This is a genomic window from Mycolicibacterium fluoranthenivorans (assembly GCF_011758805.1).
GTDB classification, from domain to species: Bacteria; Actinomycetota; Actinomycetes; order Mycobacteriales; family Mycobacteriaceae; genus Mycobacterium; species Mycobacterium fluoranthenivorans.
Genome location: NZ_JAANOW010000004.1, coordinates 414617 through 441104, shown reverse-complemented (window position 1 = coordinate 441104; position 26488 = coordinate 414617). Strand labels below are relative to the sequence as shown.

General features: G+C 67.1%; 19 protein-coding genes. 7 read left to right on the top strand and 12 right to left on the bottom strand.

The window, feature by feature from the left end; translation table 11 throughout:
* The first annotated feature begins 37 nt into the window (after positions 1 to 37).
* On the top strand, positions 38 to 1945 hold the full coding sequence (locus tag FHU31_RS28580) for a heavy metal translocating P-type ATPase (RefSeq protein ID WP_167164441.1): 1908 nt from the start codon (positions 38 to 40) through the stop codon (positions 1943 to 1945).
* Between the two features lie 3 nt (positions 1946 to 1948).
* Here FHU31_RS28580 and FHU31_RS28575 read toward each other — a convergent pair whose 3' ends face one another.
* Positions 1949 to 3817, bottom strand: coding sequence for an acetate--CoA ligase (locus FHU31_RS28575; protein ID WP_167164349.1), 1869 nt, complete (start codon positions 3815 to 3817; stop codon positions 1949 to 1951).
* A 137-nt stretch (positions 3818 to 3954) separates the two neighbouring features.
* Between FHU31_RS28575 and FHU31_RS28570 the strand changes: the two genes are divergently transcribed.
* Positions 3955 to 6234 carry a heavy metal translocating P-type ATPase gene (locus FHU31_RS28570; protein WP_263987820.1) on the top strand — a complete coding sequence of 760 codons (2280 nt, stop codon included), beginning with the start codon at positions 3955 to 3957 and terminating at the stop codon, positions 6232 to 6234.
* A gap of 89 nt (positions 6235 to 6323) precedes the next feature.
* A complete protein-coding gene (locus tag FHU31_RS28565) occupies positions 6324 to 6965 on the top strand; it encodes a DUF305 domain-containing protein (RefSeq protein ID WP_167164437.1) in 642 nt (213 codons plus the stop codon).
* Here FHU31_RS28565 and FHU31_RS28560 read toward each other — a convergent pair.
* Both FHU31_RS28560 and FHU31_RS28555 read right to left on the bottom strand, forming a co-directional pair.
* Positions 6962 to 8119 (bottom strand): sensor histidine kinase, encoded by a 1158-nt coding sequence (locus FHU31_RS28560; protein ID WP_167164347.1) that lies wholly within the window; start codon positions 8117 to 8119, stop codon positions 6962 to 6964. The two genes, FHU31_RS28565 and FHU31_RS28560, sit on opposite strands and share 4 nt — an antisense overlap.
* The gene (locus tag FHU31_RS28555; protein ID WP_167164345.1) at positions 8116 to 8868 is read right to left on the bottom strand and encodes a response regulator; all 753 of its coding nucleotides are present in this window, start codon (positions 8866 to 8868) and stop codon (positions 8116 to 8118) included. Before FHU31_RS28555 ends, FHU31_RS28560 begins: the two co-directional genes overlap by 4 nt.
* Positions 8869 to 8994: 126 nt before the next feature.
* Between FHU31_RS28555 and FHU31_RS28550 the strand changes: the two genes are divergently transcribed.
* The gene (locus FHU31_RS28550; RefSeq protein ID WP_167164343.1) at positions 8995 to 10515 is read left to right on the top strand and encodes a multicopper oxidase family protein; all 1521 of its coding nucleotides are present in this window, start codon (positions 8995 to 8997) and stop codon (positions 10513 to 10515) included.
* Between the two features lies 1 nt (position 10516).
* Here FHU31_RS28550 and FHU31_RS28545 read toward each other — a convergent pair whose 3' ends face one another.
* Positions 10517 to 13273: an aminotransferase class I/II-fold pyridoxal phosphate-dependent enzyme gene (locus FHU31_RS28545; RefSeq protein ID WP_167164341.1), complete on the bottom strand. Its 2757-nt coding sequence runs from the start codon at positions 13271 to 13273 to the stop codon at positions 10517 to 10519.
* Between the two features lie 92 nt (positions 13274 to 13365).
* Positions 13366 to 14658, bottom strand: coding sequence for an HNH endonuclease signature motif containing protein (locus FHU31_RS28540; protein WP_167164339.1), 1293 nt, complete (start codon positions 14656 to 14658; stop codon positions 13366 to 13368).
* A gap of 197 nt (positions 14659 to 14855) precedes the next feature.
* On the opposite strand from FHU31_RS28540, the gene FHU31_RS28535 reads away from it, so the two are divergent.
* Positions 14856 to 15695, top strand: coding sequence for a class I SAM-dependent methyltransferase (locus FHU31_RS28535; RefSeq protein ID WP_167164337.1), 840 nt, complete (start codon positions 14856 to 14858; stop codon positions 15693 to 15695).
* On the opposite strand, the gene FHU31_RS28530 is transcribed toward FHU31_RS28535, so the two are convergent.
* From FHU31_RS28530 to kdpF, 6 genes are all read right to left on the bottom strand, one after another.
* Positions 15658 to 16338 carry a response regulator gene (locus FHU31_RS28530; RefSeq protein ID WP_090362494.1) on the bottom strand — a complete coding sequence of 227 codons (681 nt, stop codon included), beginning with the start codon at positions 16336 to 16338 and terminating at the stop codon, positions 15658 to 15660. The genes FHU31_RS28535 and FHU31_RS28530 overlap by 38 nt on opposite strands.
* Positions 16335 to 18836 (bottom strand): ATP-binding protein, encoded by a 2502-nt coding sequence (locus tag FHU31_RS28525; RefSeq protein ID WP_208411574.1) that lies wholly within the window; start codon positions 18834 to 18836, stop codon positions 16335 to 16337. The genes FHU31_RS28530 and FHU31_RS28525 overlap by 4 nt, the downstream gene beginning before the upstream one ends.
* Before the next feature lie 115 nt (positions 18837 to 18951).
* Positions 18952 to 19887 (bottom strand): potassium-transporting ATPase subunit C, encoded by a 936-nt coding sequence (locus tag FHU31_RS28520; RefSeq protein WP_167164335.1) that lies wholly within the window; start codon positions 19885 to 19887, stop codon positions 18952 to 18954.
* A gap of 1 nt (position 19888) precedes the next feature.
* Positions 19889 to 22033 carry a potassium-transporting ATPase subunit KdpB gene (gene kdpB / locus FHU31_RS28515; protein ID WP_167164333.1) on the bottom strand — a complete coding sequence of 715 codons (2145 nt, stop codon included), beginning with the start codon at positions 22031 to 22033 and terminating at the stop codon, positions 19889 to 19891.
* Complete coding sequence (gene kdpA / locus FHU31_RS28510; protein ID WP_167164433.1) at positions 22033 to 23703, bottom strand: potassium-transporting ATPase subunit KdpA; 1671 nt, start codon at positions 23701 to 23703, stop codon at positions 22033 to 22035. The genes kdpB and kdpA overlap by 1 nt, the downstream gene beginning before the upstream one ends.
* A gap of 8 nt (positions 23704 to 23711) precedes the next feature.
* Positions 23712 to 23801 (bottom strand): K(+)-transporting ATPase subunit F, encoded by a 90-nt coding sequence (gene kdpF, locus FHU31_RS28505; RefSeq protein ID WP_090362500.1) that lies wholly within the window; start codon positions 23799 to 23801, stop codon positions 23712 to 23714.
* A 358-nt stretch (positions 23802 to 24159) separates the two neighbouring features.
* Between kdpF and FHU31_RS28495 the strand changes: the two genes are divergently transcribed.
* A complete protein-coding gene (locus FHU31_RS28495; protein ID WP_337789774.1) occupies positions 24160 to 25149 on the top strand; it encodes a hypothetical protein in 990 nt (329 codons plus the stop codon).
* Positions 25146 to 25928: a type III PLP-dependent enzyme domain-containing protein gene (locus FHU31_RS28490; protein ID WP_167164329.1), complete on the top strand. Its 783-nt coding sequence runs from the start codon at positions 25146 to 25148 to the stop codon at positions 25926 to 25928. The genes FHU31_RS28495 and FHU31_RS28490 overlap by 4 nt, the downstream gene beginning before the upstream one ends.
* On the opposite strand, the gene FHU31_RS31300 is transcribed toward FHU31_RS28490, so the two are convergent.
* A complete protein-coding gene (locus FHU31_RS31300) occupies positions 25925 to 26221 on the bottom strand; it encodes a hypothetical protein (protein WP_208411501.1) in 297 nt (98 codons plus the stop codon). The two genes, FHU31_RS28490 and FHU31_RS31300, sit on opposite strands and share 4 nt — an antisense overlap.
* Positions 26222 to 26488: the final 267 nt, after the last annotated feature.

The window sequence follows — 26488 nt, the reverse complement described above, 5'->3', positions numbered from 1 at the left end:
ACATATTTAAATCTTTACATGTTTAGATGTATGGGTGATGACGGACATGGCGGTGTGGGATCCCGCGGCTCACCCGACGGCGCGCCGCCCGGCGATATGGACCGTGGCGTCGGTGCGGTGGGCGGCCCTGGCGCTTACCCTGTTTCTCGCCGGTTTGGTGGCCCAGCTGCTGGATGCTCCCGAATTCGTTTGGTGGACTGCCTATCTCGGCGGCTATGTGTCGGGCGGGTGGATGCCGGCCCGCGACGGGCTGGCCGAACTGAAGCGCCGGCACCTCGATGTGGACCTGCTGATGATCGTGGCGGCCATCGGTGCGGCGGCCATCGGGCAGGTGTTCGACGGAGCGCTGCTGATCGTCATCTTCGCGACGTCGGGGGCCTTGGAGGACCTGGCCACCCGACGTACCGAGGATTCGGTGCGCGCGCTGCTGGACCTGGCGCCCGAGCGGGCCGTGCGACTCGACGAGCACGGCGGTGAGCTGGTGGTTTCGGCCGAAGCGCTGCGCGTCGACGACCTCGTGCTGGTGCGGCCGGGGGAGCGGATCCCCGCCGACGCGATCGTGGTGGACGGTGCGTCGGATGTCGACCAGTCCTCCGTCACCGGAGAACCGGTACCCATGGCCAAGCTTGCCGGTGACGAGGTCTTCGCCGGCACCCTCAACGGTGCCGGGGCGTTGCGGGTCCGGGTGCTGCGGGACCCCGCCGACAGTGTGGTGGCCCGGATCGTCGCCATGGTGGCGGAAGCGTCGGCGACCAAGGCCAGAACGCAGCTGTTCATCGAGAAGGTCGAGCAGCGTTATTCGGTCATCGTCGTGGTGGCCACGCTGGCGCTGTTCGCGGTGCCACTGGCGTTCGGCGAGGATCTGCAGGCCGCGTTGTTGCGGGCCATGACGTTCATGATCGTGGCGTCACCGTGTGCGGTGGTGCTGGCCACCATGCCGCCCCTGCTGTCCGCGATCGCCAACGCCGGCCGGCATGGGGTGCTGGTGAAATCCGCTGTGGCCATGGAACATCTGGCCGATGCCGAGATCGTCGCCTTCGATAAGACCGGCACGCTCACCTCTGGCCGGCCGAGGCTGGCCGGCGTCGAGGTCGCGGCCGGCCACACCGAGACGCAGGTGTTGCGCCTGGCCGCGGCCGCCGAGCAGGACAGCGAACACCCGCTGGGGCGCGCGGTGACCGGCGCGGCGCGGGCGCGCGGGATCGCCGTGCCGGCGGCCGCGAGTTTCCTGGCCCTTCCTGGCCGGGGCGTGCAGGCCACCGTGGAGGCCAGGCGGGTGCAGGTGCTCAGCCCGGCGGCGGTGCCCGGCGAGCTCTCGGCGGCGCGGCGGTGGGAGGAGTCCGGCGCCACCGCGGTGGTGGTGCTCGTGGACGACACGGTGGCCGGTGTGCTGGGGCTGCGCGACACGCTGCGTGCCGGCGCGGCCGCCGCGGTCGGGGCGCTTTCGGACCTCAGCGGCCGGCAACCGGTGCTCATCACCGGTGACAATCACTGCGCCGCTGCGTATCTGGCCGACCAGGTGGGGATCGCCGAGGTGCACGCGGGTCTGTTGCCCGAACACAAGGTCGAGATCGTGCGCGGTCTGCCGGGCCGGGTGCTGGTGGTCGGCGACGGCGTCAACGATGCGCCGGCGATGGCCGCCGCACACACCTCGATCGCGATGGGCGGCCGTGGCGCCGATCTGACCTTGCAGACCGCCGATGCCATCGTCATCGCCGATGAACTGAACGCCATCCCGGCCGTGGTGGCCCTGGCCCGGCGAGCCCGGCGGACGATGCTGGCCAACCTGGCCATCGCCGTGACCTTCATCGCCGTGCTGGTGGTCTGGGATCTGTTCTGGTACTTGCCGTTACCGCTCGGTGTCGCCGGGCATGAGGGATCGACCATCCTGGTCGCGCTCAACGGGCTGCGGCTGCTGCGCAACCGTGCCTGGCTCGCCGGGTAGCTCCTACCGCCGCAGAATCGACCTCAGGGCCTCCAGCACCGCGGGATCCTCGATGGTGGACGGCACCGGCTCGTCGCGGCCGTCGGCGATGCCGCGCATGGTCTTGCGCAGGATCTTGCCCGACCGGGTCTTCGGCAGCGCCGGGACCACGTCGACCGACTTGAAAACGGCTACGGCACCGATGTTCTCACGTACCGCCGCGACGAGTTCGGCGGCCAGATTATCGGCCGACGCTCCCGCCTTGAGCACCACGAAGCCGCGCGGAACCTGGCCTTTGATCTCATCGGCGACGCCGATCACCGCGCATTCGGCCACGGCGGGGTGTTCGGCCAACACCGCCTCCATCGATCCGGTGGACAACCGGTGACCTGCCACATTGATGACATCGTCGGTCCGCCCCATCACGAACAGGTAGCCGTCCTCGTCGAGATAGCCACCGTCGCCGGTCAGGTAGTACCCGCTGAACGCCGAGAGATAGGCCGCGACGTAGCGGTGGTCGTCACCCCACAGCGTGGGCAATGTTCCAGGCGGCAGCGGCAGTTTGATGCAGATGGCGCCCTCCTCGCCGGGTTCGGCGACGACGCCGTCCGAATGCAGGATCTGCACGTCGTAACCGGGCATCGGCACCGTCGCCGACCCGGGCTTGACCGGCAACACCTGCACGCCCATCGGGTCGGCGGCGATCGCCCAACCCGTCTCGGTCTGCCACCAGTGATCGATGACGGGGATGCCGAGCTTACCGGCGGCCCAGTGGAACGTGTCGGGGTCCAGTCGCTCGCCGGCCTGGAACAGGGATGCCAGCGAGGACAGGTCGTAGTCCTTGATGCGGTCGCCGTTCGGGTCCTCTTTCTTGATGGCCCGGATCGCCGTCGGCGCGGTGAACAGCACCTTGACGCGGTGCTCGGCGACCACTCGCCAGAATGCGCCCGCATCCGGGGTCCCGACCGGCTTACCCTCGTAGAGCACCGTTGTCGCGCCCAGCAGCAGCGGCGCGTAGACGATGTAGGAGTGGCCGACCACCCAGCCGACGTCGGAGGCCGCCCAGTACACGTCACCCGGTTCGACGTCGTAGATGTGGCGCATCGTCCACATCATCGCCACCGCGTGCCCGCCGTTGTCTCGGACGATGCCCTTCGGTTTGCCTGTGGTGCCGGAGGTGTAGAGCACATACAGCGGGTCGGTGGCGGCCACCGGTACCGGACCCACGGGTTCGGCCGTGGCGATGGCGTCGGCCCAGTCGACATCGCGTCCGTCGACCAGTGCGCACGGCTGTTGTTCGCGCTGGAGGATCACGCAGGCGCTCGGGGTGTGCTCGGCATGCGCGAGCGCGGCATCCAGCATCGGTTTGTAATCGACGATACGGGTGGGTTCGATACCGCAGGAGGCGCTCACCACGACCACCGGTCGAGCATCGTCGATCCGCGCAGCCAGCTCGTAGGCGGCGAATCCGCCGAATACCACCGAGTGCACGGCGCCCAGCCGGGCGCACGCCAGCATGGCGATGACGGCCTCGGGCACCATCGGCATGTAGATGACCACGCGGTCACCCTTGGCCACGCCCAGGTTGCGAAGCACTCCGGCGAATCGGGCTGTCCGGTCGTGCAATTCGCGGTAAGTGTAGGTGCGGGTGGTACCGGTGACGGGGGAGTCGTAGATCAGTGCGGCCTGATCGCTACGCTCGTCCAGATGCCGGTCCAGGGCGTTGGCGCAGGTGTTGAGCTCCCCGTCGGGAAACCACCGGTAGAACGGCGGGTTGCTGTCATCGAGGACCCGTTGCGGCTCGCGCGTCCAGGTGACGGCCTTCGCGGCCTCGGCCCAGAATGCCGCCGGATCGGAGATGCTGGTGTCGAAGAGCTCGCGATAGCCGGACATACCGCAGAACCGTAGCGTGAAAACTCCGTCTACGAGGCCAGTCAGATCAGGTTGCCACGTGGCGGCGGTGGCGAATCTTCATCGAATCTTTGTCGGAATCGAACATCATGATCAACGGTGACCGGGATGCTTGAGTCGTGTTGACGACCACGGTGCTGGATGTCGGCGGTGTGCACTGGGCGACCACGGGTGCGGTGATCGAGTCGACGTTGCTCCGCCGCCCGGGGGTGTCCTCGGTGCAGGCCAACACCGTCAACAATACGGCCACCGTGACCTATGACCCGGCGGCCACCTCGGTAGCTGATCTGTCGCAGTGGTTGCGCGACTGTGGTTTTCACTGCCAGGGCCGATCGGTGCCGGCGCACGTGTGCGACCCGATGGCCGAACCCGGTGGCGCCGAGGCGGTATCGCCGCATGCGATGATGGGCCACGGTGGCCACGGCGCGATGTCGATGGCGGCGATGGTGGCCGACATGCGGAACCGGTTCGTGGTGGCGTTGGTGTTGTCGGTGCCGATCATGCTGTATTCCCCGATGGGACGCGACATGCTGGGCTTCGCCGCGCCTGCCCCGTTCGGGCTCAGGGACGACGTGGTCGGGTTCGTCCTGAGTGTGCCGGTGATCTTCTACTCGGCCTGGATCTTCTTCGACGGTGCCTGGCGGGCTTTGCGCGCCAGAACGCTGGACATGATGGTGCTGGTGGCGGTTGCCGTCGGAACGGGCTGGCTTTACAGCGTCGGTGTCACGCTGACCGGTGGTGGCGAGGTGTTCTACGAGGCCGCCTCGATGTTGACCACCTTTGTGCTGCTGGGGCATTGGTTCGAGATGCGGGCCCGGGGCGGAGCCAACGACGCCATTCGCACCTTGCTGGAGCTCGCGCCGCCGGTGGCGGTGGTGATCCGGGACGGTCTGCCCGTCGAGGTCCCCACCACCGAGGTCGCCACCGGTGACCTGCTGCTGATCCGGCCGGGCGCAAAGATTCCCGTCGACGCCACGGTGGAGGACGGTGACTCCGAAGTCGATGAATCGATGGTCACCGGCGAAAGTCTGCCGGTCTCCAAGGGACCTGGTTCGGCGGTGGTGGGGGCATCCATCAACACCACCGGGACCCTTCGGGTCCGCGCGACCAAGGTGGGCGCGGACACGGTGCTGGCCCAGATCGTCGCGATGGTCCAGCAGGCACAGAACTCCAAGGCACCCGGGCAGCGACTGGCCGATCGGGCCGCGTTCTGGCTGGTGCTCGTGGCGCTGCTCGGCGGTACCGTCACCTTCCTGGTGTGGTGGGCCGTCGGTGCCGGGGTGCAGACCGCGTTGCTGTTCGCGATCACCGTGGTGGTGATCACCTGCCCGGACGCCTTGGGCCTGGCCACTCCGACGGCGATCATGGTGGGCACCGGATTGGGTGCCAGACGCGGTGTGCTGTTCAAGAACGCCACCGCCCTTGAGATGTCGGCTCGGGTCACCGCGGTGGTGATGGACAAGACCGGAACGTTGACCAAAGGCGAGCCGGAAGTGACCGATCTGGTGGTCGACGGGATGGCCGAGGACGAACTGCTCGGCTTGGTGGCGGCGGTGGAAACGGAGTCCGAACATCCGCTGGCCGCTGCGATCGTGAGCTTTGCGCGTGCGCGTGGGGCACAGGTTGCGGCCCTCACCGGGTTCCGCAACGTACCCGGCCACGGCGCGGTGGCGACGGTGGCGGGCCGCACGGTGGTGGTGGGCAACCGGGCCCTGCTGGCGCAGGAGGGCGTCGATTCCGGCGCCCTGTTCGCACGTCGTGATGAGCTGGCCGCGGGCGGCCGGACCGCGGTGTTGGTGGCCGTGGACGGACAACTGGTGGCGGTGATTGCGCTCGCCGATGCCGCGCGGCCGACCTCCCCGGCCGCGGTGACAGCCCTGCACGAACTGGGTGTGCAGGTCGCGATGCTCACCGGCGACAACGGGGCCACCGCCGAACGTATCGCCGGCCAACTCGGCATCGACATCGTGATCGCCGATGTACTGCCCGGGGAGAAGGCGGCCAAGATCGCCGAGTTGCAGGCCGCGCATTCCCGAGTCGCGATGGTCGGCGACGGTGTGAACGACGCACCGGCGCTGGCGCAGGCGGACCTCGGGGTGGCGATCGGAGCGGGCACCGATGTCGCGATCGAGACCTCCGATCTGGTGTTGATGCGCTCGGATCCGCTCGATGTCGCGGTGGCCCTGCGGATCGGGCGGGGCACGCTGCGCAAGATGCGCCAGAACCTCGGCTGGGCCATCGGGTACAACGTCATTGCGCTGCCGATCGCCGCCGGGGTGTTCGTGCCCCTGTTCGGGTTCGTGCTGCGTCCCGAGGTCGCCGCCCTGTCGATGTCCGGGTCGAGCCTGATCGTGGCGGTCAACGCGCTGATGCTCAAACGCCTCAAGCTGCCGGCGTGAGCACGCGGGCGACCTATACAGAACCTTCACAGAACGACGACAAGAGGCATACCGGGCGCTGTCAGGCTGGAGGGGTGAAGAAAACACTGATGATGACCGCGGCCCTGGTGGCCGCGGCGGTCACGCTCGGCGCGTGCGGCACCTCCACGACCTCCGCCGGACCGTCCTCGTCGGACAAGACCACGACGACGCAGCCGGCGACGTCGGCGGAGCACAACCATGCCGACGAGATGTTCGCACGGATGATGATCCCGCATCACCAACAGGCCATCGAGATGAGCGACATGATCCTGGGTAAGCAGGGTGTCGACCCGAAGGTGATCGCGCTGGCCACCCAGATCAAGGCCGCACAGGGGCCGGAGATCCAGCAGATGCAGGGTTGGCTGACCCAGTGGGGCGCTACCGGGATGTCCCCCTCGTCAGGCATGCCGGGAATGCCGGGAATGCCCGGTACGTCAGGAATGCCCGGCATGCCGGGAATGCCGGGAATGCAGCCAGGGCAGGGCATGATGTCCGAGCAGGACATGGCGGCGCTGCAGAACGCTCAGGGCGTCACGGCGAGCAAGCTGTTCCTGACGCAGATGATCGCCCACCATCAGGGGGCCATCACCATGGCCGAGACCGAGATCACGACGGGTCAATCGCCGGACGCGGTCGCCTTGGCCAACAGCATCAAGACCAGCCAGCAACGTGAAATCGACACCATGAAAACCCTTTTGGGTTCGCTCTAGCCGCCGGCCGCCGGACCCCCGACCGGCACCACCAACGTGAAGGTGGCACCGTGTCCGGACCCCATGCTGGACGCGGTGAGGCTGCCACCGTGCGCGTCGGCGATGGCTTTGGCGATGGCCAGACCGATCCCGGCGCCGCCGTGCTCACGATCGCGGGCGGCATCCACCCGGTAGAACCGTTCGAAGATCCGGGGCAGATGTTCGGCCGGGATTCCGTCGCCGTCATCGGTGACCGTGATGACGAGGTCCCGAGGGTCGGCCGTCACCCGCACGTCCACATGGCCGCCGGAGGGGGTGTGCCGCAACGCGTTGTCGAGCAGATTGTGCAGTACCTGACCGATGCGCTGCGGATCCCAGCGGATCTGGGGCAGATCCGCGGGGACGTGGCTTGTCAGTGCGACACCTTTGGCCGCGTATCGGCCGGCGGCCGCGGCCAGCGTGGAGGTCACCAGCGGGGCAGGGGTATCGAGGTGCACGTCGATCGCCGAGCCGGCCTCTTCGGCTTGAGCCAGGGCGGCGAAATCCTGCGAGAACCGCACCAGGCGGTCCGCCTGCTCACGCAGCATCGCCATGGTGTCGGCGTCCAGTGGTCGCACACCGTCCTCGACCGCCTGCAGGTACACCCCCAACACCGAAACCGGCGTGCGGATCTCGTGGGCGAGGTCGCTGAACATCTGGCGCCGCGTCAGCTCGATGGTGCCCAGGCGTCGGGCCATCTGGTTGAACGCCCCGGAGAGATTGTCGAAGTCCGCGCCCAGGCCCGCCGGCGCGACCCGGATGTCGTATCGCCCGGAGGCGACGGCGCTGGCCGCCGCTGACACGTCGGCCATCGAACGCTGCAGACGCCGGCTGAAATAGGCGGTCACCACCAACGCGGTGGCGGCCGCGACCGCGACGGCCACGGCGATCGAGAGCACGGTGGCATAGCGGTATGCCTGTTCGGCGTGAAACTGTTCGTTCGAGCCGTGACCGACGCCGGCCCGGCGCAGGTGTTCCCGAAACAACGGCGGCCCGACGATGGCGGCGACGATCCAGGTGGTCACCCCGCCCGTCAGCAGGACCAGTATCTGCGCCCCCATCAGCCGGGCGCCCAGCCCGACTCCGGGCTTCTGCTGCCGGACAGTGTTGTTCTGCAGGTGATCCGGTGCGCTCATCCGCCGGTACCCATCCGGTAGCCGACGCCTCGTATCGTCTGCACGAAGCGCGGCTCGGCAGGATCGTCACCGAGTTTGCGGCGCAGGTGGCCGACGTGGACATCCACCAGGTGCGCATTGCCCACCCATGAGTCACCCCACACGGTCTCGATGATCTGGGGCCGGGTGAAGACCACGCCCGGGCGTGCCGATAGTGCGGCGAGGATGTCGAACTGTGTGCGGGTCAACGCAATCGACGTGTTCCCCAGGGTGACTTCGCGGCGCTCGATGTCGATGGACAGCTCGCCGAACACCCGCGGCGGCGCGGTGGGCGGCGGTGTCCGCCGCGCGATATCGGCGGGCGAGGTCACAGTGCGCGGACGGCGCAGCATCGCCCGTATCCGCGCCACCAGCTCACGCGGGTTGAACGGCTTGGTGACGTAGTCGTCGGCGCCGACCGAAAGCCCGACGATGGTGTCGGTTTCGGAATCGCGCGCGGTGAGCATCACGACATAGGCATCGGAGAACACGCGCAGTTGCCGGCACACCTCGACACCGTCGATACCCGGTAGCCCGAGGTCGAGCACGACCACATCGGGGTCGACCTCACGAGCCCGGAGCACGGCATCGGTACCGGTGTGGCACACGGTGACCTCGAACTGCTCGCGTTCCAGATAGCTGCCCACCACATTGGCCAGGCCTACCTCGTCGTCCACGACCAACGCACGAAACCCGGAGCCGGGGCCGGCAGGTGCTGCGGTGTTGTCCATGCACGTATCGTGCCGCGCGCGCGCCGCCGGACGCCGTCCTGGGCCGATTTTGACCGAATCTTCATCGAAGCAATACCCATTTCGCCGGTGAGCGCGCTCATCGTGGCGGGGAAGGAGGAATCTGCGATGAAGGGACTCACAGGCTCCGCCCTGACCCGGCGCGGGTTCCTGGCCGCGACGGCAATCGGCGGGCTGGCGCTGGCCGGATGCGGCGGCCGGCCGCACAGCGGTGGTGCGACGCCGGTCTCTGCCGATGCGATCGCGGCAGCCGAGGCGGCTCGCCCGCACACCGGGAGAACGGTGAACATGCGGCTGGAGGCGGGGCCTGCCCGCGTGGACCTCGGAGGCCCCATCGCGCAGGCATACGCCTACAACCAGGTGGTGCCCGGACCGTTGATCCGGGCCGGCGTCGGTGATGAGTTGGCGGTCACCCTGGTCAACGGGTTACCGCATGCGTCCTCGGTGCACTGGCACGGTCTGGCGCTGCGCAACGATATGGACGGCGCGGCGCCGGCCACGCCCGATGTCCCCACGGCGGGTGACTTCACCTACCGCTTCACCGCTGCGCATCCGGGAACGTATTGGGCCCATCCGCACACCGGCCTGGACGCCGATTACGGCCTCTACCTGCCGGTGATCATCGACGATCCGCGTGAGCCGGGCGCCTATGACGCGGAATGGATCGTCGTTCTCGACGATTGGACCGCCGGAGTCGGCAGCAGTCCACAACAGCTGTTCGACGGGTTGCGGGCGATGGGGATGGGGATGGGTGGACACGGTATGCACGGTATGCCCGGTATGCCCGGCATGCCCGGGGTGGGCGGCGTTGGAACGAGTGATCTGCTCGGCGGCGACGCCGGCGATATCAGTTACCCGTACTACCTCGTCAACGGCCGAATCCCGGCCGCGGCCAGCACATTCCGCGCCAAGCCCGGACAACGCGTCCGGATCCGTCTGATCAATGCCGGAGCCGACACCGCATTCCGGGTGGCCCTGGCGGGACATCGTATGACGGTGACCCATACCGACGGGTTCCCGGTATTACCGACCGAGGTGGACGCCCTGCTGTTGGGGATGGGTGAACGCTACGACGTGGTGATCACCGCGGGGGACGGTGTTTTCCCGCTGGTGGCCTCCGCCGAAGGCAAGAACGCCTACGCCCGCGCGATGCTGTCCACCGGCGCCGGAGCCGTGCCCGACCCCGGATTCGTCCCTGCCGAACTGCGCGGCCGGGTCGGTACCGTCGCCACATTCGCCGCGGCGCCGGAGGCGGTGCTCGCCGGTGACCGCGCCGAGACCACCCTGACTGCCCGGCTGGGCGGCGCGATGATGGGGTACGACTGGACCATCAACGGTCGCCACTTCGATGAGATGGAGCCGCTGCAGGTCCGGCAGGGCCAGAATGTCACCCTCACCTTCGTCAACGACACCATGATGTGGCATCCGATGCACTTGCACGGGCACACCTTCGAGGTGATCACCCCGGATGGCCGGCCGGGTCCACGCAAGGACACCCTCATCGTGCTGCCCAGACAGACGGTCGGTGTCCGCCTGATCACGGACAATCCGGGCACCTGGATGTTGCACTGCCACAACACCTATCACCAGGCGTCCGGGATGATGACCAGCCTCGATTACGTCGCGTGACCTAGCCGATCACACTGGGCTGCGGCAGATCCGACCAGCGTGCCGGCCGCAGACCTTCGATCGCCTTCTCGGTGTACACCCGGAAGCCGAGTTCTGGTTTGTAGCCGTGGATCTCGGGAGTGTCGAGCTCACGCAGGAAGGTCAGGATCTCCTGGCTGAACACCTGGCCGGGCACCAGCACCGGGAATCCGGGCGGGTAGGGCGTGACGAATGTCGCGGACACCACCTGCGCACCGGCGTCGATCTTGTCGAAGATCTCGTCGGTGGACAGGTACTCGCAGTGGGTGTCGTCGTAGGACAGGTAGAAGGCGCGGCGCACATCGCCTTCGGGGGTCTGCGTACCGTCCCGGAAGACGGGGTGGAAGCCGCTGAAATTCGGCAGCGATGCCGAGTTCGTGGTCAGCCGACGCACTTTCTGCTCGAACCGGGCCCGCTCACCCAGCCCCATCTCGGAGATCGACTCCTCCAGCTCGCCGGCGATCTTCACCAGCACCTCGACCAGGAACGCCACCGAGCTGCGCGTGGTGCCGATATTGGTCATGAACAGCACGGTGTTGCGTGAGGTCTTGTTGATCTGCACGCCGTGCCGGTCCATCAGCTGTTCGCGCTTGAACTGGTCACCGTCGTAGCCGGTGCGCCCGATAGACAGCGTGATGCGCGACGGATCCAGCACGAACTCGTCCGAATCCCACACCGCCATCATATTTTTCAGGCCGGATCGCAGGGGCTGGGCGATGCCCGAGGGGCGGAACTGCTGCGGGATCAGGTCCGAGGTGCGCAGGCAGGACATGTACTTGCTCAGCAGTGGATGGTTGTCGATGGCATCGCGCAGCTGCATGGCGTTCTCGATCTGGCGCTGCACCAACTCGACACCCTCCAGGGCCACCTGGCGGCGACCCAGATCCAGTGAGGCGAGGATCTGGTAGTTCGGCGAGGTCGAGGTGTGCGCCATATAGGCCTCGTGGAAGGCCTCGGACACTTTCTGCTCGAAGTCCTGGTCGAAGACGTGAATCATCGAGCCCTGCCGCAGCGAGGTCAGCGTCTTGTGCGTGGACTGGGTGGCGTACACCCGCACGCGCGCCTCGGCGGGGTCGGGCCGCAGCCGCCGGTTCAGCAGCTCCTCGTCGGACAGCGGGCCTTCGTGGGTGAGCTGCTCGGTGTAGGAGACGCGGTATTCGGGGTCGGCGAGCTTGGTGCGGAGCCGACGCGCAGTCTCCATGGCGGTTCGTTGCCGGTACACCGGGTGGAACCGGGCGAACGCGAACCACGCTTCGTCCCAGAGGAATACGAGGTCGGGCTTGATGGCCAGGCATTCCTCCATGACGCGCTCGGTGTCGTAGACGATGCCGTCGAACGTGCAGTTGGTCAGCGAGATCATCTTGACCCGGTCGAGCTTGCCGGCAGCCTTGAGCGCCAACAGTTTCGACTTGATCTCCCGCAGTGGGACCGCGCCGTACATCGTGTAGTCAGCGAGCGGGTAGGCCTCCAGGTAGACGACGTTGGCGCCGGCCAGCATCATGCCGTAGTGGTGGCTCTGGTGGCAGTTGCGGTCCAGCAGCACGATATCGCCGGGAGCGACCAGGGACTGGGTGACGATCTTGTTGGCCGTCGAGGTGCCGTTGGTGACGAAGTAGGTGTGCCTGCTGCCGTACGCCTCGGCGGCCAGCTGCTGGGACTCGCGCAGCGGGCCGGTGGGTTCCAGCAGCGAGTCCAGCCCGCCGCAGGTCGCCGAGGTCTCGGCCATGAACACGTCCAGCCCGTAGAACCCGACCATGTCTTTGATCCAGTGCGAGTTGACGATCGACTTGCCCTGGCTGATCGGCAGTGCGTGGAAGACACCGGTGGGCCGGTGGCTGTACTGCTTGAGCGCGCTGAAGAACGGGGTGCGGTAGCGCGCGGCGACCCCCTGCAGGATGGACAGGTGCAGCTCCAGCACACCCTCGCGGGCGTGGAACACCCGGCGGAACGACTGCCCGAGCCGGCCGGCGATGTCCTCGACCTCGATCTCGGTCATCAGGAACAGGTCGAGTTCGGGACGCAGCTCGTGCAGCGACTTGGCCAGGATCGCGGCCCGTTCGTCGGGGGACTTGTGGTCGTCGAGATCGTGGGACAGCTCGTGGTCGATGAACTCCGACAGCGTGGTCAGGTCCCGGGGCGACTGGTGACTGAACCGGCGGCGGATGACGACGGCCTGCAGGTTGACGTTGAGGCGCGCGGCGATCAGTGCCTCGTCGCCGCTGCCGACGACGACCAGCTCGTAGACGAATTCGTCATCGGGCCTGCGCCAGCTGCGCACCTCTTTGCGCAGTGCCCGTTCTTGGGCCTCGGTCATCTTCTCCACGACCAGCACCTCGAAGTAGAGCTGCTCGCGCCGGTTGGCGGGCTGGCTCTCCAAGGTGCGCGGGTCGGCCGGGAACAGATCGGCGGTGTCGTCGGCACCGGCGGTGTCGACATCGCCGGTGCGGTAGGACTCCGTGGTGAGCGCCCGGTTGATCCGGGCGACCGTGTGGGCGAACTTGTCGTACGCGCCTGCGTTGAAGAGACGCTGGATCTTGGCGAACTGAGGTGAGCCGGGGAAGGCCCAGTACGGTTCCAGCGGTGCCAGGTTGATCAGCAGGTCGTGGCAGATGGCCACGTATTCCTCTTTGAGGTCGCCGGTCGTGCTCGGCCGAGTCAACCGGTCGGCGGCCTCTTCGAGGCGGCACCACGCATCGCCGCGGAACTGCCAGACGCTGTTGTACGCACGCGAGTTGTCCACGGCTAGAGCGTGTACCGGGGTTGGCGTCCTGCGGGGTAGCAGCAGACGAACGCTTCGCGGCGATTACATGACCGAGAGCCGACCGCAGCCGGTCAACCGTCGTCGTCGCCGCCGTGGAAGAGATCTTCGGAGTGGTGCAGAGGGTTCACCCGTGGCTGGCCGGTGTCCAGCAGCGGTGGTGGTATCCATTCGACGCGGCCGTCGGCTCGGATGCGGGTTGTCCAGCCGCGTTCTGTGACGAGGCGGTTGTGCGGGCCGCAGGCCAGGCCCAAGTTGGTGATGTCGGTGTGCCCGCCGGCGCCGTAGTCGGTCTCGGCGTGATGTGTTTGGCACAGGTAGCCGGGAATGGCGCAGCCCGGGAAGGTGCAGCCGCGGTCGCGGGCGTGCAGGACCAGTCGCTGGCCGGGGGAGGCGATGCGTTTGGTGCGACCCAGGTGTAGTGGCACCGCGGTGTGGTCGTCGAAGATGCTCAGATAATGGCGGGCGTGCCCGGCCATCCGGATCAGATCGCGCATCGGCACAGTGGATCCGCCGCCGGTGTGGGCGACCCCGGCCGCGGTTTCCAGCTCGGTCAGCGTGGTGGTGACGACCACGGTCACCGGTAGTCCGTTGTGCTCGCCCAACTCACCGGCCGCCAGCGCGCCGCGGGCGAGCGTCATCAAGGCGTCGTGCTGGCGCTGCCCGAGGCTGCGGGTGTCGGCGGCACTGACCTCGGCGGGTGGGGTGCCCTTCACACACGGGTGCGCATCGTCGGGATTGCACATGCCTCTGGCGGCGAGCTTGGCGAAGATCGGTTCGAGATAGGCCCGGAATTCCGGGGTGACTTTGGCGCGTAGATCGCTCATCCCGTCGGCGTCCTGTGGGCCCAGCGTCACGTTGCGCAGCATCTCCCGGCGCGCCACGGTGTCCTCGTCATTGGGTTCGGGCCCGTCGGGGTCGAGCAACTCGAGCAGCAGTGCGGCTGCCTTACGCAACGCCTCCGGCGTCTGCACGGCGGCGACAGCGGCCAGGTCGGTCTCGGCGTCGGCGCGGGTCCGGTCATCCACCACGGGCGGGATCTTCTTCATGGTGTGGGTGATGATCCGGACATGCTCGCCGGTCAGTTCGCCGCGGGCCAGGGCCGCGGCGGTGCCCGGGTACACCGGCTCGAGCGGTTCGCCGGTCACCGAGCGGCGCGGGCCCAACAACTCACCCTCGCTCAACCGGCGGCAGGCTTCGGTGTGCGAGATCCGCAGTCGGATCCCCAACGCGTCGGCCCAGCTGCGCGCACCCAACTCGCCCGGACTGGACTGCGCCTTCACCGCCGCCATCACCCGGTGTTGCACCGCCGGGATCCGCCGGTTCACCGACTCCAGGGCTGACTGCACCTCCAACAGCTCAGCCACCGAGGCGTCGTCGAACGCCGCCGTGGCCAGTTTGTCTACGGTGGCCAGCAGATCGACGACACCTTCATGACTCGAACACTAGTACGCATCACCGACAAATCCGGCAGTTATCCACAGTCGCGGATTCATCCACAGATCCACCCGCGCAACGGTTTTGGGTCGGGAAAACGAGTAGACTGCGCGTGCGACAATGAGGTGTGACCGAGGACTGGCGCGCGACGAATCTGGCGAACTGGGAATCCCGGGTGCCCCTGCACACCGGGCCGGACGGGTATGACCTCGCGGGCTTCGACGACCCCGCCCACCTCTCCGACGTGGTCCGCTATGACCTACCCCGGCTGGGCCGGCTCGACGGACTGGATGTCGTTCACCTGCAATGCCATATCGGCACCGACACCGTCTCGCTCGCCCGTCTGGGCGCGAAATCGGTGACTGGTATCGACTTCTCGCCGTCCGCGCTGGCGGCGGCGCGCCAACTGGCGAAGGGGGCCGCGACCTTCGTCGAGTCCGATGTCTACGACGCGGTCGGCGATTTCGATCTGGTCTACACCGGTATCGGCGCGATCTGCTGGCTGCCCGACATCCGAAGGTGGGCCGACACCGTCGCAGGCCTGTTGCGGCCCGGCGGACGGTTGTTTATGCGCGAGGGACATCCGGTGCTGTGGGCGATGTGCGATCCGCGGCCGGACGGATTGTTGGTGCTGGAGTACCCGTACTTCGAGACCGACGGCGTCGTGTTCGTCGAGCACGACAGCTACGCCGGCTCCGGCACCCTGGACTCCCCGACGTTGGTGCACTTCAATCATGGTCTCGGCGAGATCTTCACGGCGCTCACCGCCGCCGGACTGATCGTCACCGCGCTTGAGGAGCACCGCGAAGTACCGTGGAATCCGCTGGGCGAGGCCATGATCCCGAGCAGCGAACACCCGGGCGAGTTCGTGCTGGCCGAGGGGCGGGACCGAATCCCGTTGACCTACACTCTGCAGGCGGTCAAGCCGGCTACTGCTGGAACCGGTAACCCATCCCCGCTTCGGTGAGCAGATGGACCGGGTGTGAGGGATCGTCTTCGAGCTTTCGCCGCAACTGCGCCAGGTACACCCGCAGATAGTGCGTTTCCTTGGCGTAGGCCGGACCCCACACCTCCTTGAGCAACTCCTCACGGCCCACCAGCTTGCCGCGGTTGCGCACCAGCATCTCCAGGATGCCCCACTCGGTCGGCGTCAGATGCACCTCGACGCCGTTCCTGGTGACCTGCTTCGCGGAAAGGTCCACGGTGAAGGAGGAGGTTTCGATGACGGGCTCGTCGGTCTCGGCCGCCGCCGTGCCCCGGCGTACGGCCGCGCGCAGGCGGGCCAGGAACTCGTCCATGCCGAAGGGTTTGGTCACGTAATCGTCGGCGCCGGCGTCCAGCGCCTCGACCTTGTCCGAGGAGTCGCTGCGCGCGGAGAGGACGATCACCGGCGCGCTCATCCAACCTCGTAACCCTGCCAGCACCTCGATACCGGACATGTCCGGCAGGCCCAGATCCAGGACCACGACATCCGGACGGTGATCGGCGGCCGACCGCAGGGCCTCGGCCCCGGTGGCCGCCGTGGTCACCTCGTACCCGCGGACGGACAGGTTGATCCGCAGCGCCCGCAGGATCTGTGGTTCATCGTCGATGACGAGCACCCGGGTCATGCGTGGACATCCTTTGCTGTTGCGGCCAAGTCGATCTCGATGGTCAGCCCGCCGCCGGGGGTGTCGGTTGCGGTGATCGTGCCGCCCATTGCTTCGACGAAGCCGCGGGCCACCGAGAGGCCGAGGCCGACGCCGGTGCTGGTGTCGCGATCGCCAAGGCGCTGGAAGGGTTCGAACAGCTGATCCTCGGTGCCACGGGGGATACCGGGCCCCTCGTCGACGACGGCGATGAGTACCCGGTCACCGACCTGGCCGGCGGTGACCCGCACCGGTCTGTTCACCGGCGAGTAGCGCAACGCGTTGTCGACCAGATTGGCCAGTACCCGCTCGAGCAGGCCGCTGTCGGCCATGACGACGGCATCGCCCACCTCGACCTTGACCCGGTCGAGCTCTTTGCGCGGGAAACCGGTGACTCCCTTGCTGATGCCGAGCAGTGCGCGCTGCACGGTCTCTTCCAGATAGACCCGGCGTAGTTCGGGGCGGACCGCCCCCGCCGCCAACCGCGACGAATCGAGCAGATTGCCCACCAGGGCGGTGAGCTGATCGACGGATTCTTCGATGGTGGCCAGCAGTTCGGACGTGTCCTCCGCGGAGAAATCGACATCGCTGCTCCGCAGACTGGACACCGCTGCCTTCGCGGCGGCCAGCGGGGTCCGCAGATCGTGGCTCACCGCGGACAACAGCGAGCGCCGCAGTTCGTCGGCCTGGGCGATCGCCTCGGCCTGGCTTGCCTCTTCGGTCAATTCGCGTTGTTTGACCAGGCCGGCCGCCTGTTTGGCGACCGCACCCAGCACGCGGCGATCCCGGGCCGAGAGCTTGCGGCCGGACAGCAGCATCCAGAACTCGTCGTCACCGGCTTCCACCGCCGTGTCGGCGTCATCGACCTCCACGCACGGGTCCTTGCCCACGCACGCCACCGTCGCCGGCCCGTCTGGTCCGTCGCGGACCAGGCTGACCGCCCGCTGGGCGTACGTCTCGCGGACGCGTTCCAGCAGCATGCCCAGATCCGCCCCGCGCAGAACCGATCCCGCGAACAGGGCGAGCAGTTCGGCTTCCTGTGACGCGCGCGTCGCCTCGCGGGCCCGACTGGCGGCGCCGTCGACCAGCGCGGCCACGGCGACGGCCACGAGCAGCAGCACCACGACAGTTACGGCGCTGTCCGGTTCGGCGATGGTGAACGTGTAGCGGGGATTGACGAGGAAGTAGTTCAGCAACAGACCGGACAGCAGCGCCGACAGCGCGGCGGGCGCCACGCCGCCGAGCAGCGCCACCACCAGCACCCCGATGAAGAACAGCGCGCTCTCGCCGCCGATACCGAGGAAGGGGTCGAGCCACAGCGAGGTGATGGCGCAGATGACGCTGGGAACGATCGCGGCGGCCAGCCAGGACAGCAGATGCTTCTGCCACGACGCCACCGAAGAGTACGAGCGCGGCCGCTTGGCCTCCGGGTGGGTGACCATGTGAACGTCGATCTTCCCGGACTGCTGGACCACCGACGCGCCGATGCCCTCGTCGAACATGCGCGCCCAGCGGGACCGCCGGGAGGTCCCGAGCACCAGCTGGGTGGCGTTCATCTCGCGGGCGAAGTCCAGCAGCGCGGCCGGGACGTCGTCACCGACCACGGTGTGCAGTGTCGCGCCGAGGCTGGTCACGAGTTCTCGCACCTTGCCCATCTGCGGGGCCGCGATACCCGACAGGCCGTCACCCCGCACGACGTGCACGACCATCAGTTCGGCGCTGGATTTGGACGCGATGCGCGACGCCCGTCGCACCAGGGTTTCCGACTCGGCGCCACCGGTCACGGCGACGACCACGCGTTCGCGCGCCTCCCAGGTGTCGGTGATCTTGTTGTCGGCCCGGTACTTCGACAGCGCGGCGTCGACCTGGTCGGCGAGCCACAGCAGCGCCAGTTCCCGCAGTGCCGTCAGATTTCCGCGCCGGAAGTAGTTGGACAGCGCCGCATCGATACGCTCGGGGCCGTACACATTTCCGTGGGATAACCTGCGCCGCAGTGCTTCCGGGGTGATGTCGACCAACTCGATCTGATCGGCCGCGCGCACCACCTCGTCGGGGACCTTCTCCTGTTGCTCGATTCCGGTGATCTGGGTGACCACGTCGTTGAGGCTCTCCAGGTGCTGGACGTTGACCGTCGAGATGACGTCGATCCCTGCGTCGAGTAGTTCTTCGACGTCCTGCCAGCGCTTGGCGTTCACGCTGCCCGGAGTGTTGGTGTGGGCCAGTTCGTCGACCAGCACCACCTCCGGGTGCCGGGCGATGACCGCGGGCACGTCGAGTTCGGGAAACCGCCCGCCGCGGTACTCGATGTACCGCGGCGCGACGATCTCGATCCCGTCGAGCAGCTCGGCGGTCTTCTTGCGGCCGTGGGTCTCGACGACGGCCGCGACCACGTCGGTGCCGCGTTCGAGCCTGCGACGTGCCTCCCCGAGCATCGAGAAGGTCTTCCCGACGCCCGGGGCGGCACCCAGGTAGATGCGCAGTTCGCCCCGCTTGGCCTTGTGCGTCGACGTGGCCGACCGTTCCCCGTCTGGTCTGCTCGCTCCCGGGGCGAGCACCTCGTCGCCGATGTTCACGCCCTCATCATCCACCGGTGCATCAACTCTTCACGGGATACTTCTCGTCCAGCTCCACATTCAGCATCAATACGTTGACCCGCGGTTCTCCGAAGTACCCGAGGGTGCGGCCGGCGGTGTTGTCCGCGACGGCCGTGCGGATGAGGTCGGGTGAGACACCCCGGGCCTTGGCGATCCGGTCCACCTGGATGGCGGCGTACGCGGGGGAGATGTGCGGATCCAGGCCGCTGGCGCTGGCGGTGACGGCGTCCGCGGGTACGGCGGGGTCGTCGGGGGCGGCGCCCCGGATCGGCACGATCTGGCCGATGGCGTAATCCTCACCGAACGTCGCGCATTCGACGCGGGCGCCCTCATAGGTGCTCAGAAACGGGGTCTTCGTCGTCTCGCACGGTTCGTTGACACTGACCACCCGCGTGGGATGGACGACGTCGCCGGATGCGGTGCGGGGTCCGATCACCGAGAGCACGGCCCCGACGCTTTCCCCGTCGCTCCGTTCGCCCCGGCCGCCGCCGGTGCAGAACGGGCGGGCCCCGCTGACACCTTCGAGCTCACCCACGGCGGCGCTGCGTTGGCAGACCTGCGTGAGCAGGCTGGCCTTATATCCGTTGTCGTCCTTGGCAAGCGACGGGTCACCGGGTGTGTCGACGATGCTCTCCGGTCCCAGGTTGCTCGCGCTGGTGGCGAGTGGGTCATAGCCGTTGCCCGCGGCCGACGGCCGGCTCTGGAAGTACTGTGGCAGTGCGTTGCCCTCCGCGTCGGTGAAGGACTGCCCGATCAGGCTGCTGCCCACCGGTTTCCCACCGGTGTCGACGATGGACCCGTTGGCATTCTCACGCAGCCCGGGGATCTGGGCGATGAGCCAGATGAAGGCCGGGTAGGCGAGACCGAGGATCACGGTGAGCACGAGCAGGGCGCGGAGCGCGGCCCAGTGCTGACGAATCAAACTGGAGAAGTTCATTTCACATCCCTGGCAGGAACTGGATTACGAGGTCGATGACTTTGATGCCGATGAACGGCGCGATGATTCCGCCCAAGCCGTAGACGTAGAGGTTGCGGCTCAACAGTTTCGACGCACTGCTGGGCGTGTACCGAACGCCGCGCAGCGACAACGGGATCAGCGCGACGATGATGATCGCGTTGAAGATGACCGCGGACAGGATCGCCGACTGCGGACTGTGCAGCCGCATGATGTTGAGCAGATCCAGACCGGGGAACAGCGTGACGAACAGCGCGGGGATGATCGCGAAGTACTTGGCGATGTCGTTGGCGATCGAGAACGTCGTGAGCGCCCCGCGGGTGATGAGCAGCTGCTTGCCGATCTCGACGATCTCGATGAGTTTGGTGGGATCCGAGTCGAGGTCGACCATGTTGCCGGCCTCTTTCGCCGCCGACGTACCGGTGTTCATCGCCACGCCGACATCCGCCTGCGCCAACGCGGGTGCGTCGTTGGTGCCGTCACCGGTCATGGCGACCAGCTTCCCGCCGGCCTGCTCCTTCTTGATCAGGGCCATCTTGTCTTCCGGCGTGGCCTCGGCGAGGAAGTCATCGACACCTGCCTCATCGGCAATGGCCTTGGCGGTCAACGGGTTATCGCCGGTGATCATCACCGTGCGGATGCCCATCCGGCGCATCTCGTCGAAGCGTTCGCGCATACCCTGCTTGACGACGTCTTTCAGGTGGATGACACCGAGGACCGAGGCGGTGCCGTCCAGGACCTGCCCGACGACGAGGGGGGTCCCGCCGGCGGCGGAGATGCCGTCGACGATCTCGCCGAGCTCCGCGGACACCTGGCCACCCTGGTTGCGCACCCAGTCGGCGACCGAGCTGGCCGCGCCCTTGCGCAGGCTGTGATCGGTGCCCAGATCCACACCCGACATCCGGGTCTGGGCGGTGAATTCCACCCACTGCGCCGTCGCCAGCTCGCCCGGAGTCCGGGCCCGCAGCCCGTACTCCTCCTTGGCGAAGACCACGATCGAGCGGCCCTCCGGAGTTTCGTCGGCCAGGCTGGACAGCTGGGCCGCATCGGCGAGTGCCTCGGCGGTCACGCCGGTGACCGGGACGAACGCGGCAGCCTGCCGGTTGCCCAGCGTGATGGTGCCGGTCTTGTCCAACAGCAGCGTGTTCACATCGCCGGCGGCTTCCACCGCGCGACCGGACATGGCGAGCACGTTGCGCTGGACCAGGCGGTCCATCCCGGCGATGCCGATCGCGGACAGCAGCGCGCCGATCGTGGTGGGAATCAAACACACCAGCAGCGAGACCATCACGATGCCCGACACACCGTTGCCGGTGAGGGCCAAGCTGTCCGGCACACCGGGGTTGTTCATCTTCGAGTAGATGGCGAGCGGTTGTAGCGTCGCGACGGCGAACACGAAGATGAGCGTGAGCGAGGCCAGCAGGATGTTCAGCGCGATCTCGTTCGGCGTCTTCTGCCGGTTGGCCCCTTCGACGAGGGAGATCATCCGGTCGATGAAGCTCTCGCCCGGCTTCTGCGTGATCCGGACGATGATGCGATCGGAGAGCACGACGGTGCCACCGGTCACCGCGGAACGGTCACCTCCGGATTCCCGGATCACCGGCGCGGATTCACCCGTGATGGCGGATTCGTCCACGGAGGCAATGCCTTGTACGACATCGCCGTCGCCGGGGATGGTCTCGCCGGCTTCGACCACCACGTGGTCGCCCAGTTGCAACAGGGGAGCGGCGACCTCTTCCTCGGTGGCCGTGCGGCCGGGGGCCCAGTCGATGAGGCGACGGGCCATGGTCGACGTCTTCGTCTTGCGCAGCGTCTCGGCCTGAGCCTTACCGCGTCCTTCGGCAACCGCTTCGGCGAGATTCGCGAAAACGACTGTCAGCCAGAGCCAGATCACGATCAGCCAGCCGAACCAGGAGGGATCGGCGATCGCCAGGATCGTGCTCCACACCGCACCGATCTCGACGATCAGCATGACCGGGTTGCGCCACAAGGTGCGCGGATCGAGCTTGCGCAGTGCGTCGGGCATCGACTTCCACAGCAGCTTCGGATCCAGCAAGCCGCCTTGAATGCGGTTGGTGGATTGCGATTTGTGCTGTGCGTGCCCAGATTCGAGGGTGGGGGTGGTCATCAGTGAATTCCTTCAGCGAGGGGGCCGAGCGCAAGCATCGGCAAGAAGGTGAGCGCGACCAGGATCAGCGTGACACCGGCAACCATGCCGACGAACTGAGGTCGATGCGTCGGCAGGGTGCCGATGGACTCCGGGGTCTTGCCCTGTTTGGCCAGGGCGCCGGCCAGGGCGAGCACGAAGATGATCGGCAGGAACCTGCCGAACACCATGGCCAGGCCGAGCGCGGTGTTGTACCAGTCGGTGTTGACGGTGATACCCGCGAATGCCGACCCGTTGTTGTTGGCCGCCGAGGTGAAGGCGTAGAGCACCTCGGACAAGCCGTGCGGGCCGGTGTTCAGCATGCCTGCGCGCTGGCCCGGCATCGCCATCGCGATGGCCGTGCCGGTCAGTGCGATCAACGGGGTGATGAGGAAATACGTTGCAGCCAGTTTGATTTCACGCGGGGTGATCTTCTTGCCGAGGTACTCGGGGGTGCGTCCGACCATCAGGCCTGCGATGAAGACGGTGATGATGGCCAGGATGAGCATGCCGTACAGGCCCGAGCCGACGCCGCCCGGCGCCACCTCGCCGAGCTGCATGTTGAACAGCGCGACCATGCCGCCCAGGCTGGTGTAGGAGTCGTGGAACGAGTCGACGGCACCGGTGGACGTCAGCGTCGTGGCGTCGGCGAAGACGGCCGAATCGGCCACGCCGAAGCGCTGTTCCACACCTTCCATCGCCGAGCCGACCGCGGTGGGCACGGTGCCGTGGCCTTGCAGCTGGAACAGCATCATGAAACCGACGCTGATCACGGCGAGCACGCTCATCACGGCCGCGATCGCGTACCCCTGCTTCTTGCTCTCCACCATCCGCCCGTAGGTGCGGGGCAGTGAGAAGCTGATGACCAGCAGCAGGAAGATCTCCACCCAGTTGGTCCACGCGTTGGGGTTCTCGAACGGGTGCGCCGAGTTGACGTTGTAGAAACCACCGCCGTTGGTGCCGAGTTCTTTGATCACCTCTTGGCTGGCGACGGGGCCGCCGGTGATGGTCTGCTGCCCGCCCGCCAGGGTGTTGACCACCTGATCGTGCAGGTGGAAGTTCTGGATGGCGCCGCCCGCGATGAGGATGATGGCGCCGACGATGGACAGGGGCAGCAGGATGCGCAGCGCGCCGCGGACCAGATCGACCCAGAAGTTGCCCAGTTCACCGGTACTGCGCCGGGCCAGGCCACGGACGAAGGCCATCGCGACTGCCATACCGACCGCCGCGGACACGAAGTTCTGTACGGCCAGGCCGGCCATCTGGACGAGGTGGCCCTGCGTCGATTCACCCGAGTAGGCCTGCCAGTTGGTGTTCGTCACGAAGCTCACGGCCGTGTTCCACGCCAGCGCCGGAGTCATCGGCGTCGCCGGATCGTTCAGATGAAGCGGGAGCTTGCCCTGCACGAGCTGGAGAACGAACAGGAACAGGATGCTGACGGCCGAGAAGGCGAGCACGCTGCGGGCATAGGCACCCCAGGTCTGCTCCGCTTTCGGATCGGCACCGATGAGTCGGTAGACGAGCCGCTCGCCGCGCAGGTCTCGCTCGGACGAATAGACCCGGTACATGTAATCGCCGAGCGGCACGTGTACGGCCACCAGGGCGACGATCAGGGTGACGAGGAACAGGATCCCCGCCCCCTCACTAGTCAGGGAACTCACTAGAACCTCTCGGGGAAGAGCAGCGCGGCGAAGAGAAACAGTGCGAGGAGAATCGCGAGCACCAGCCCGACGATGTTGTCGTAGCTCACAGCCCCTCGACCAACTTCTGAATCAAGCCGAGCAGGGCGAAGATCGCCACCGTCAGCACGATGTACACGACCACCGACATGTCACTCCGTTCACTGAAAACTGCGGGCGGCGCTCGGGTGTGATCGAGGCAGCCTCTGGGAGGCTCCCCGTGCTGAGAGCCCGGCTTGAAGCTAGACCCGCCAAGGACACTCACAGCGGGCCTTGACGGTTTCTTTACGCCCGGGCGACAGTCCTTTACGCCGTTTATTCATCGCGGTTATCCAGGTCACAGCTGCGCGGTCCAGATCGCGTCAATCGACCCAGGTGACGGCAGTTCTCGGGTCTTGACGATCACTACCGCGAGGTCATTTACGGCCGGTGTGTTCGCCACGAACAGCGCCCACCCATTCGAGGTCGTGGCCGCGGGCCTCATGCCGCCAACGCGCGCGAAGGTCAACAACTCGTCAAGGTTTCCTGCGGATCCGTCAAGAGTCCGCTACGAAGGTGGCCGAGCGGCGTAGCGCGCGCAACAGTGGATGGTGTGGCCCTCGGCAGCAGGCCGGGGCCCCAACGAGCAAGAAGGTCTCGGTGTCCATATCGCCCGATCGGTCGGTCCAGCGCAGGTGCGAGATCTACCGTGGTTACTTTCCGATGACCGAGGTCGCTGTGCCCGCGAGTGCCCTGCGAAATCACCTCGTGTCCAAGTGGGTTCGCAAGCGAGGGGTCGCAGTCGACGTGTGTTCGGGTCGGGATCTGGCGGTGGCGATCGCGGCCGGCATCAGTCCGCGACGGCTGACCATCCATGCGCAAGGATTGCGGGACGCGGAGATCCGCGCGGCCGCCGGGCTCAGTCCCGGCTGCATGGTGGTGAGTTCCCTGGAGGAAATCGAGCTGTTGGCATCGGCAGTCGAAGGCCGAACACAAGGTGTCATAGTCCACATGGCCAACTCGAACGCAGCCGATCTCACCGTGGTCCGGGCTCAGCAGGATGGTCGGCACACCTTGCGTTGCGATAGCGAGCAGATGAATGCCGCGATCGGGGCAGTGCTCGGTAGCACCCGCCTTGACCCGGTGGGGTTGCACTGCGAGGTCGGCGGGCAGGTGGACGACTTCATCAGTTACCCGGCCGCCATCGGCCAGATGATCACGGAGATGACCTATATCCGTCGTGTCCACGGTGAGGTGCTGACGCGGCTGGGATTGGGTGGGGGCCGTGCCGTGCCCAGCGGAGACTGGCGGGAGGAACTGCCGGAGCTCGCCGAAGAGATCGACGAATCCCTCGACGATGCGTGCGCCACAATGCGTTTCCCGCGTCCGCTGGTCGTGCTCTCGGCCGGCGGCGCGATCGTCGGACGGACGGCGGCATGACCGTGCACACGCTCGTCATCGCTCGCTTGTCGTCCGCGGACCGCTTCGCACGCGGATTGCTCGACGATGTGGTGCGGCCCGCCGGCCTCCTCGACGAGGCGGTGGTGCTGCGCCGATGTGCCATGTACCGCAAAGTATTTCCTACTTCGGCGCTCAGATTTCCGGCACGTGTGCTGCGGTCGGGGGTGGTCGCGGACTGGATCCGACGCCACGGGGTGAGTGTCGATATCGCCTCGGCCGAGGAACTTGACCTTGCGGTGTCACGTGAGGTGAGTGCGAAGCATCTCGTCATGCACTGCCGGGCGGACACGGATTCCGCCGCCGTGAGGCGAGCCGTCGTCGCCGGGGTGATCAAGTTCGTGGTCGGTGCCGAGGAACACCTCGCTGCGCTCGGTGGCTCGACGGGTGTGGTCCGGCAGGTGATGGTCGACAGTGGCCAGCCCGGCTGGGAAGACCACGCGGCGCAGGTTGTCGCACAGCGTGCGACGACCCTGATCGGTGTACATGGTGAGCTTCTGCCGTCCGACGGTGCGGGTGGCGCGGACACGGTGATCGAGATGGTCGGCGCGATGGCGCGGCTCAGCCGCAGGCACGGCCTCATCCTGAGCCGGCTGAGCCTTGGTGGGTTGAGCGGGGAGCCGTCCGGTGACCTCCGGGTGCTGCGTGGCGTTGCGGAGGAGACCTCCGAGGTCATCCGTGATGGCTGTGCGTTGTGCCGGTATCCGGTTCCCGCGCTGACGGTTTCGCTCACACCGTCGGAATTGGCAGCTGCGGGCTAGCTGCCGCCTCCGCAGCCTCCGCCGCCGCATCCGCCTCCGCCACAGCTGGAGCCACCGCCGCAACCGCCGTGACCATGGCCCCCACCGCCGTCACCGGCGCCGCATCCGCCGGCGAGATAGCCGCCACCGGCGGCGGCACCGCCGACCGCGGTGCCGCCGGCTGCGGAGCCACCTCGGGTGGACCAGTACTTTGCGGATTGCTTCTGTGCGCTGCGGTGACTGAGCCAGATGAGCAGTCCCCCGATGGGCACGACGAGTGCCAGCGTGACGAGCAAGGCAAGCAGGCCGTTCATTCCGAGATGGTAAACGGCCACGCGGGCGAGCGACTATCCCCTGTTCGGAGGAGCCGGGGAGTGATTTTTCAGGGACCGGCGCAGACGCTAACGTCATTGTCTGCACAGGCCCCCATAGCCCAATTGGCAGAGGCAGCGGACTTAAAATCTGTAGATCTGGGCGTTTGTTGTCTTTGTTGTAAACGGCAGCTGCCGGAAAATCGCCTCTAACTGCGGATATGGCGTTGGCGGCGTTGGTGGGCGTTGAGGCGGAACGGATCCACTGCG

Coding starts and splice junctions, on each gene's coding strand:
- FHU31_RS28520 (WP_167164335.1), bottom strand. CDS start 19,887: ATGAACTTCTCCAGTTTGATTCGTCAGCACTGGGCCGCGCTCCGCGCC.
- FHU31_RS28490 (WP_167164329.1), top strand. CDS start 25,146: ATGACCGTGCACACGCTCGTCATCGCTCGCTTGTCGTCCGCGGACCGC.
- FHU31_RS28575 (WP_167164349.1), bottom strand. CDS start 3,817: ATGTCCGGCTATCGCGAGCTCTTCGACACCAGCATCTCCGATCCGGCG.
- FHU31_RS28580 (WP_167164441.1), top strand. CDS start 38: ATGACGGACATGGCGGTGTGGGATCCCGCGGCTCACCCGACGGCGCGC.
- FHU31_RS31300 (WP_208411501.1), bottom strand. CDS start 26,221: ATGAACGGCCTGCTTGCCTTGCTCGTCACGCTGGCACTCGTCGTGCCC.
- FHU31_RS28550 (WP_167164343.1), top strand. CDS start 8,995: ATGAAGGGACTCACAGGCTCCGCCCTGACCCGGCGCGGGTTCCTGGCC.
- FHU31_RS28530 (WP_090362494.1), bottom strand. CDS start 16,338: ATGACCCGGGTGCTCGTCATCGACGATGAACCACAGATCCTGCGGGCG.
- FHU31_RS28555 (WP_167164345.1), bottom strand. CDS start 8,868: ATGGACAACACCGCAGCACCTGCCGGCCCCGGCTCCGGGTTTCGTGCG.
- FHU31_RS28560 (WP_167164347.1), bottom strand. CDS start 8,119: ATGAGCGCACCGGATCACCTGCAGAACAACACTGTCCGGCAGCAGAAG.
- FHU31_RS28565 (WP_167164437.1), top strand. CDS start 6,324: ATGATGACCGCGGCCCTGGTGGCCGCGGCGGTCACGCTCGGCGCGTGC.
- kdpB (WP_167164333.1), bottom strand. CDS start 22,033: ATGACCACCCCCACCCTCGAATCTGGGCACGCACAGCACAAATCGCAA.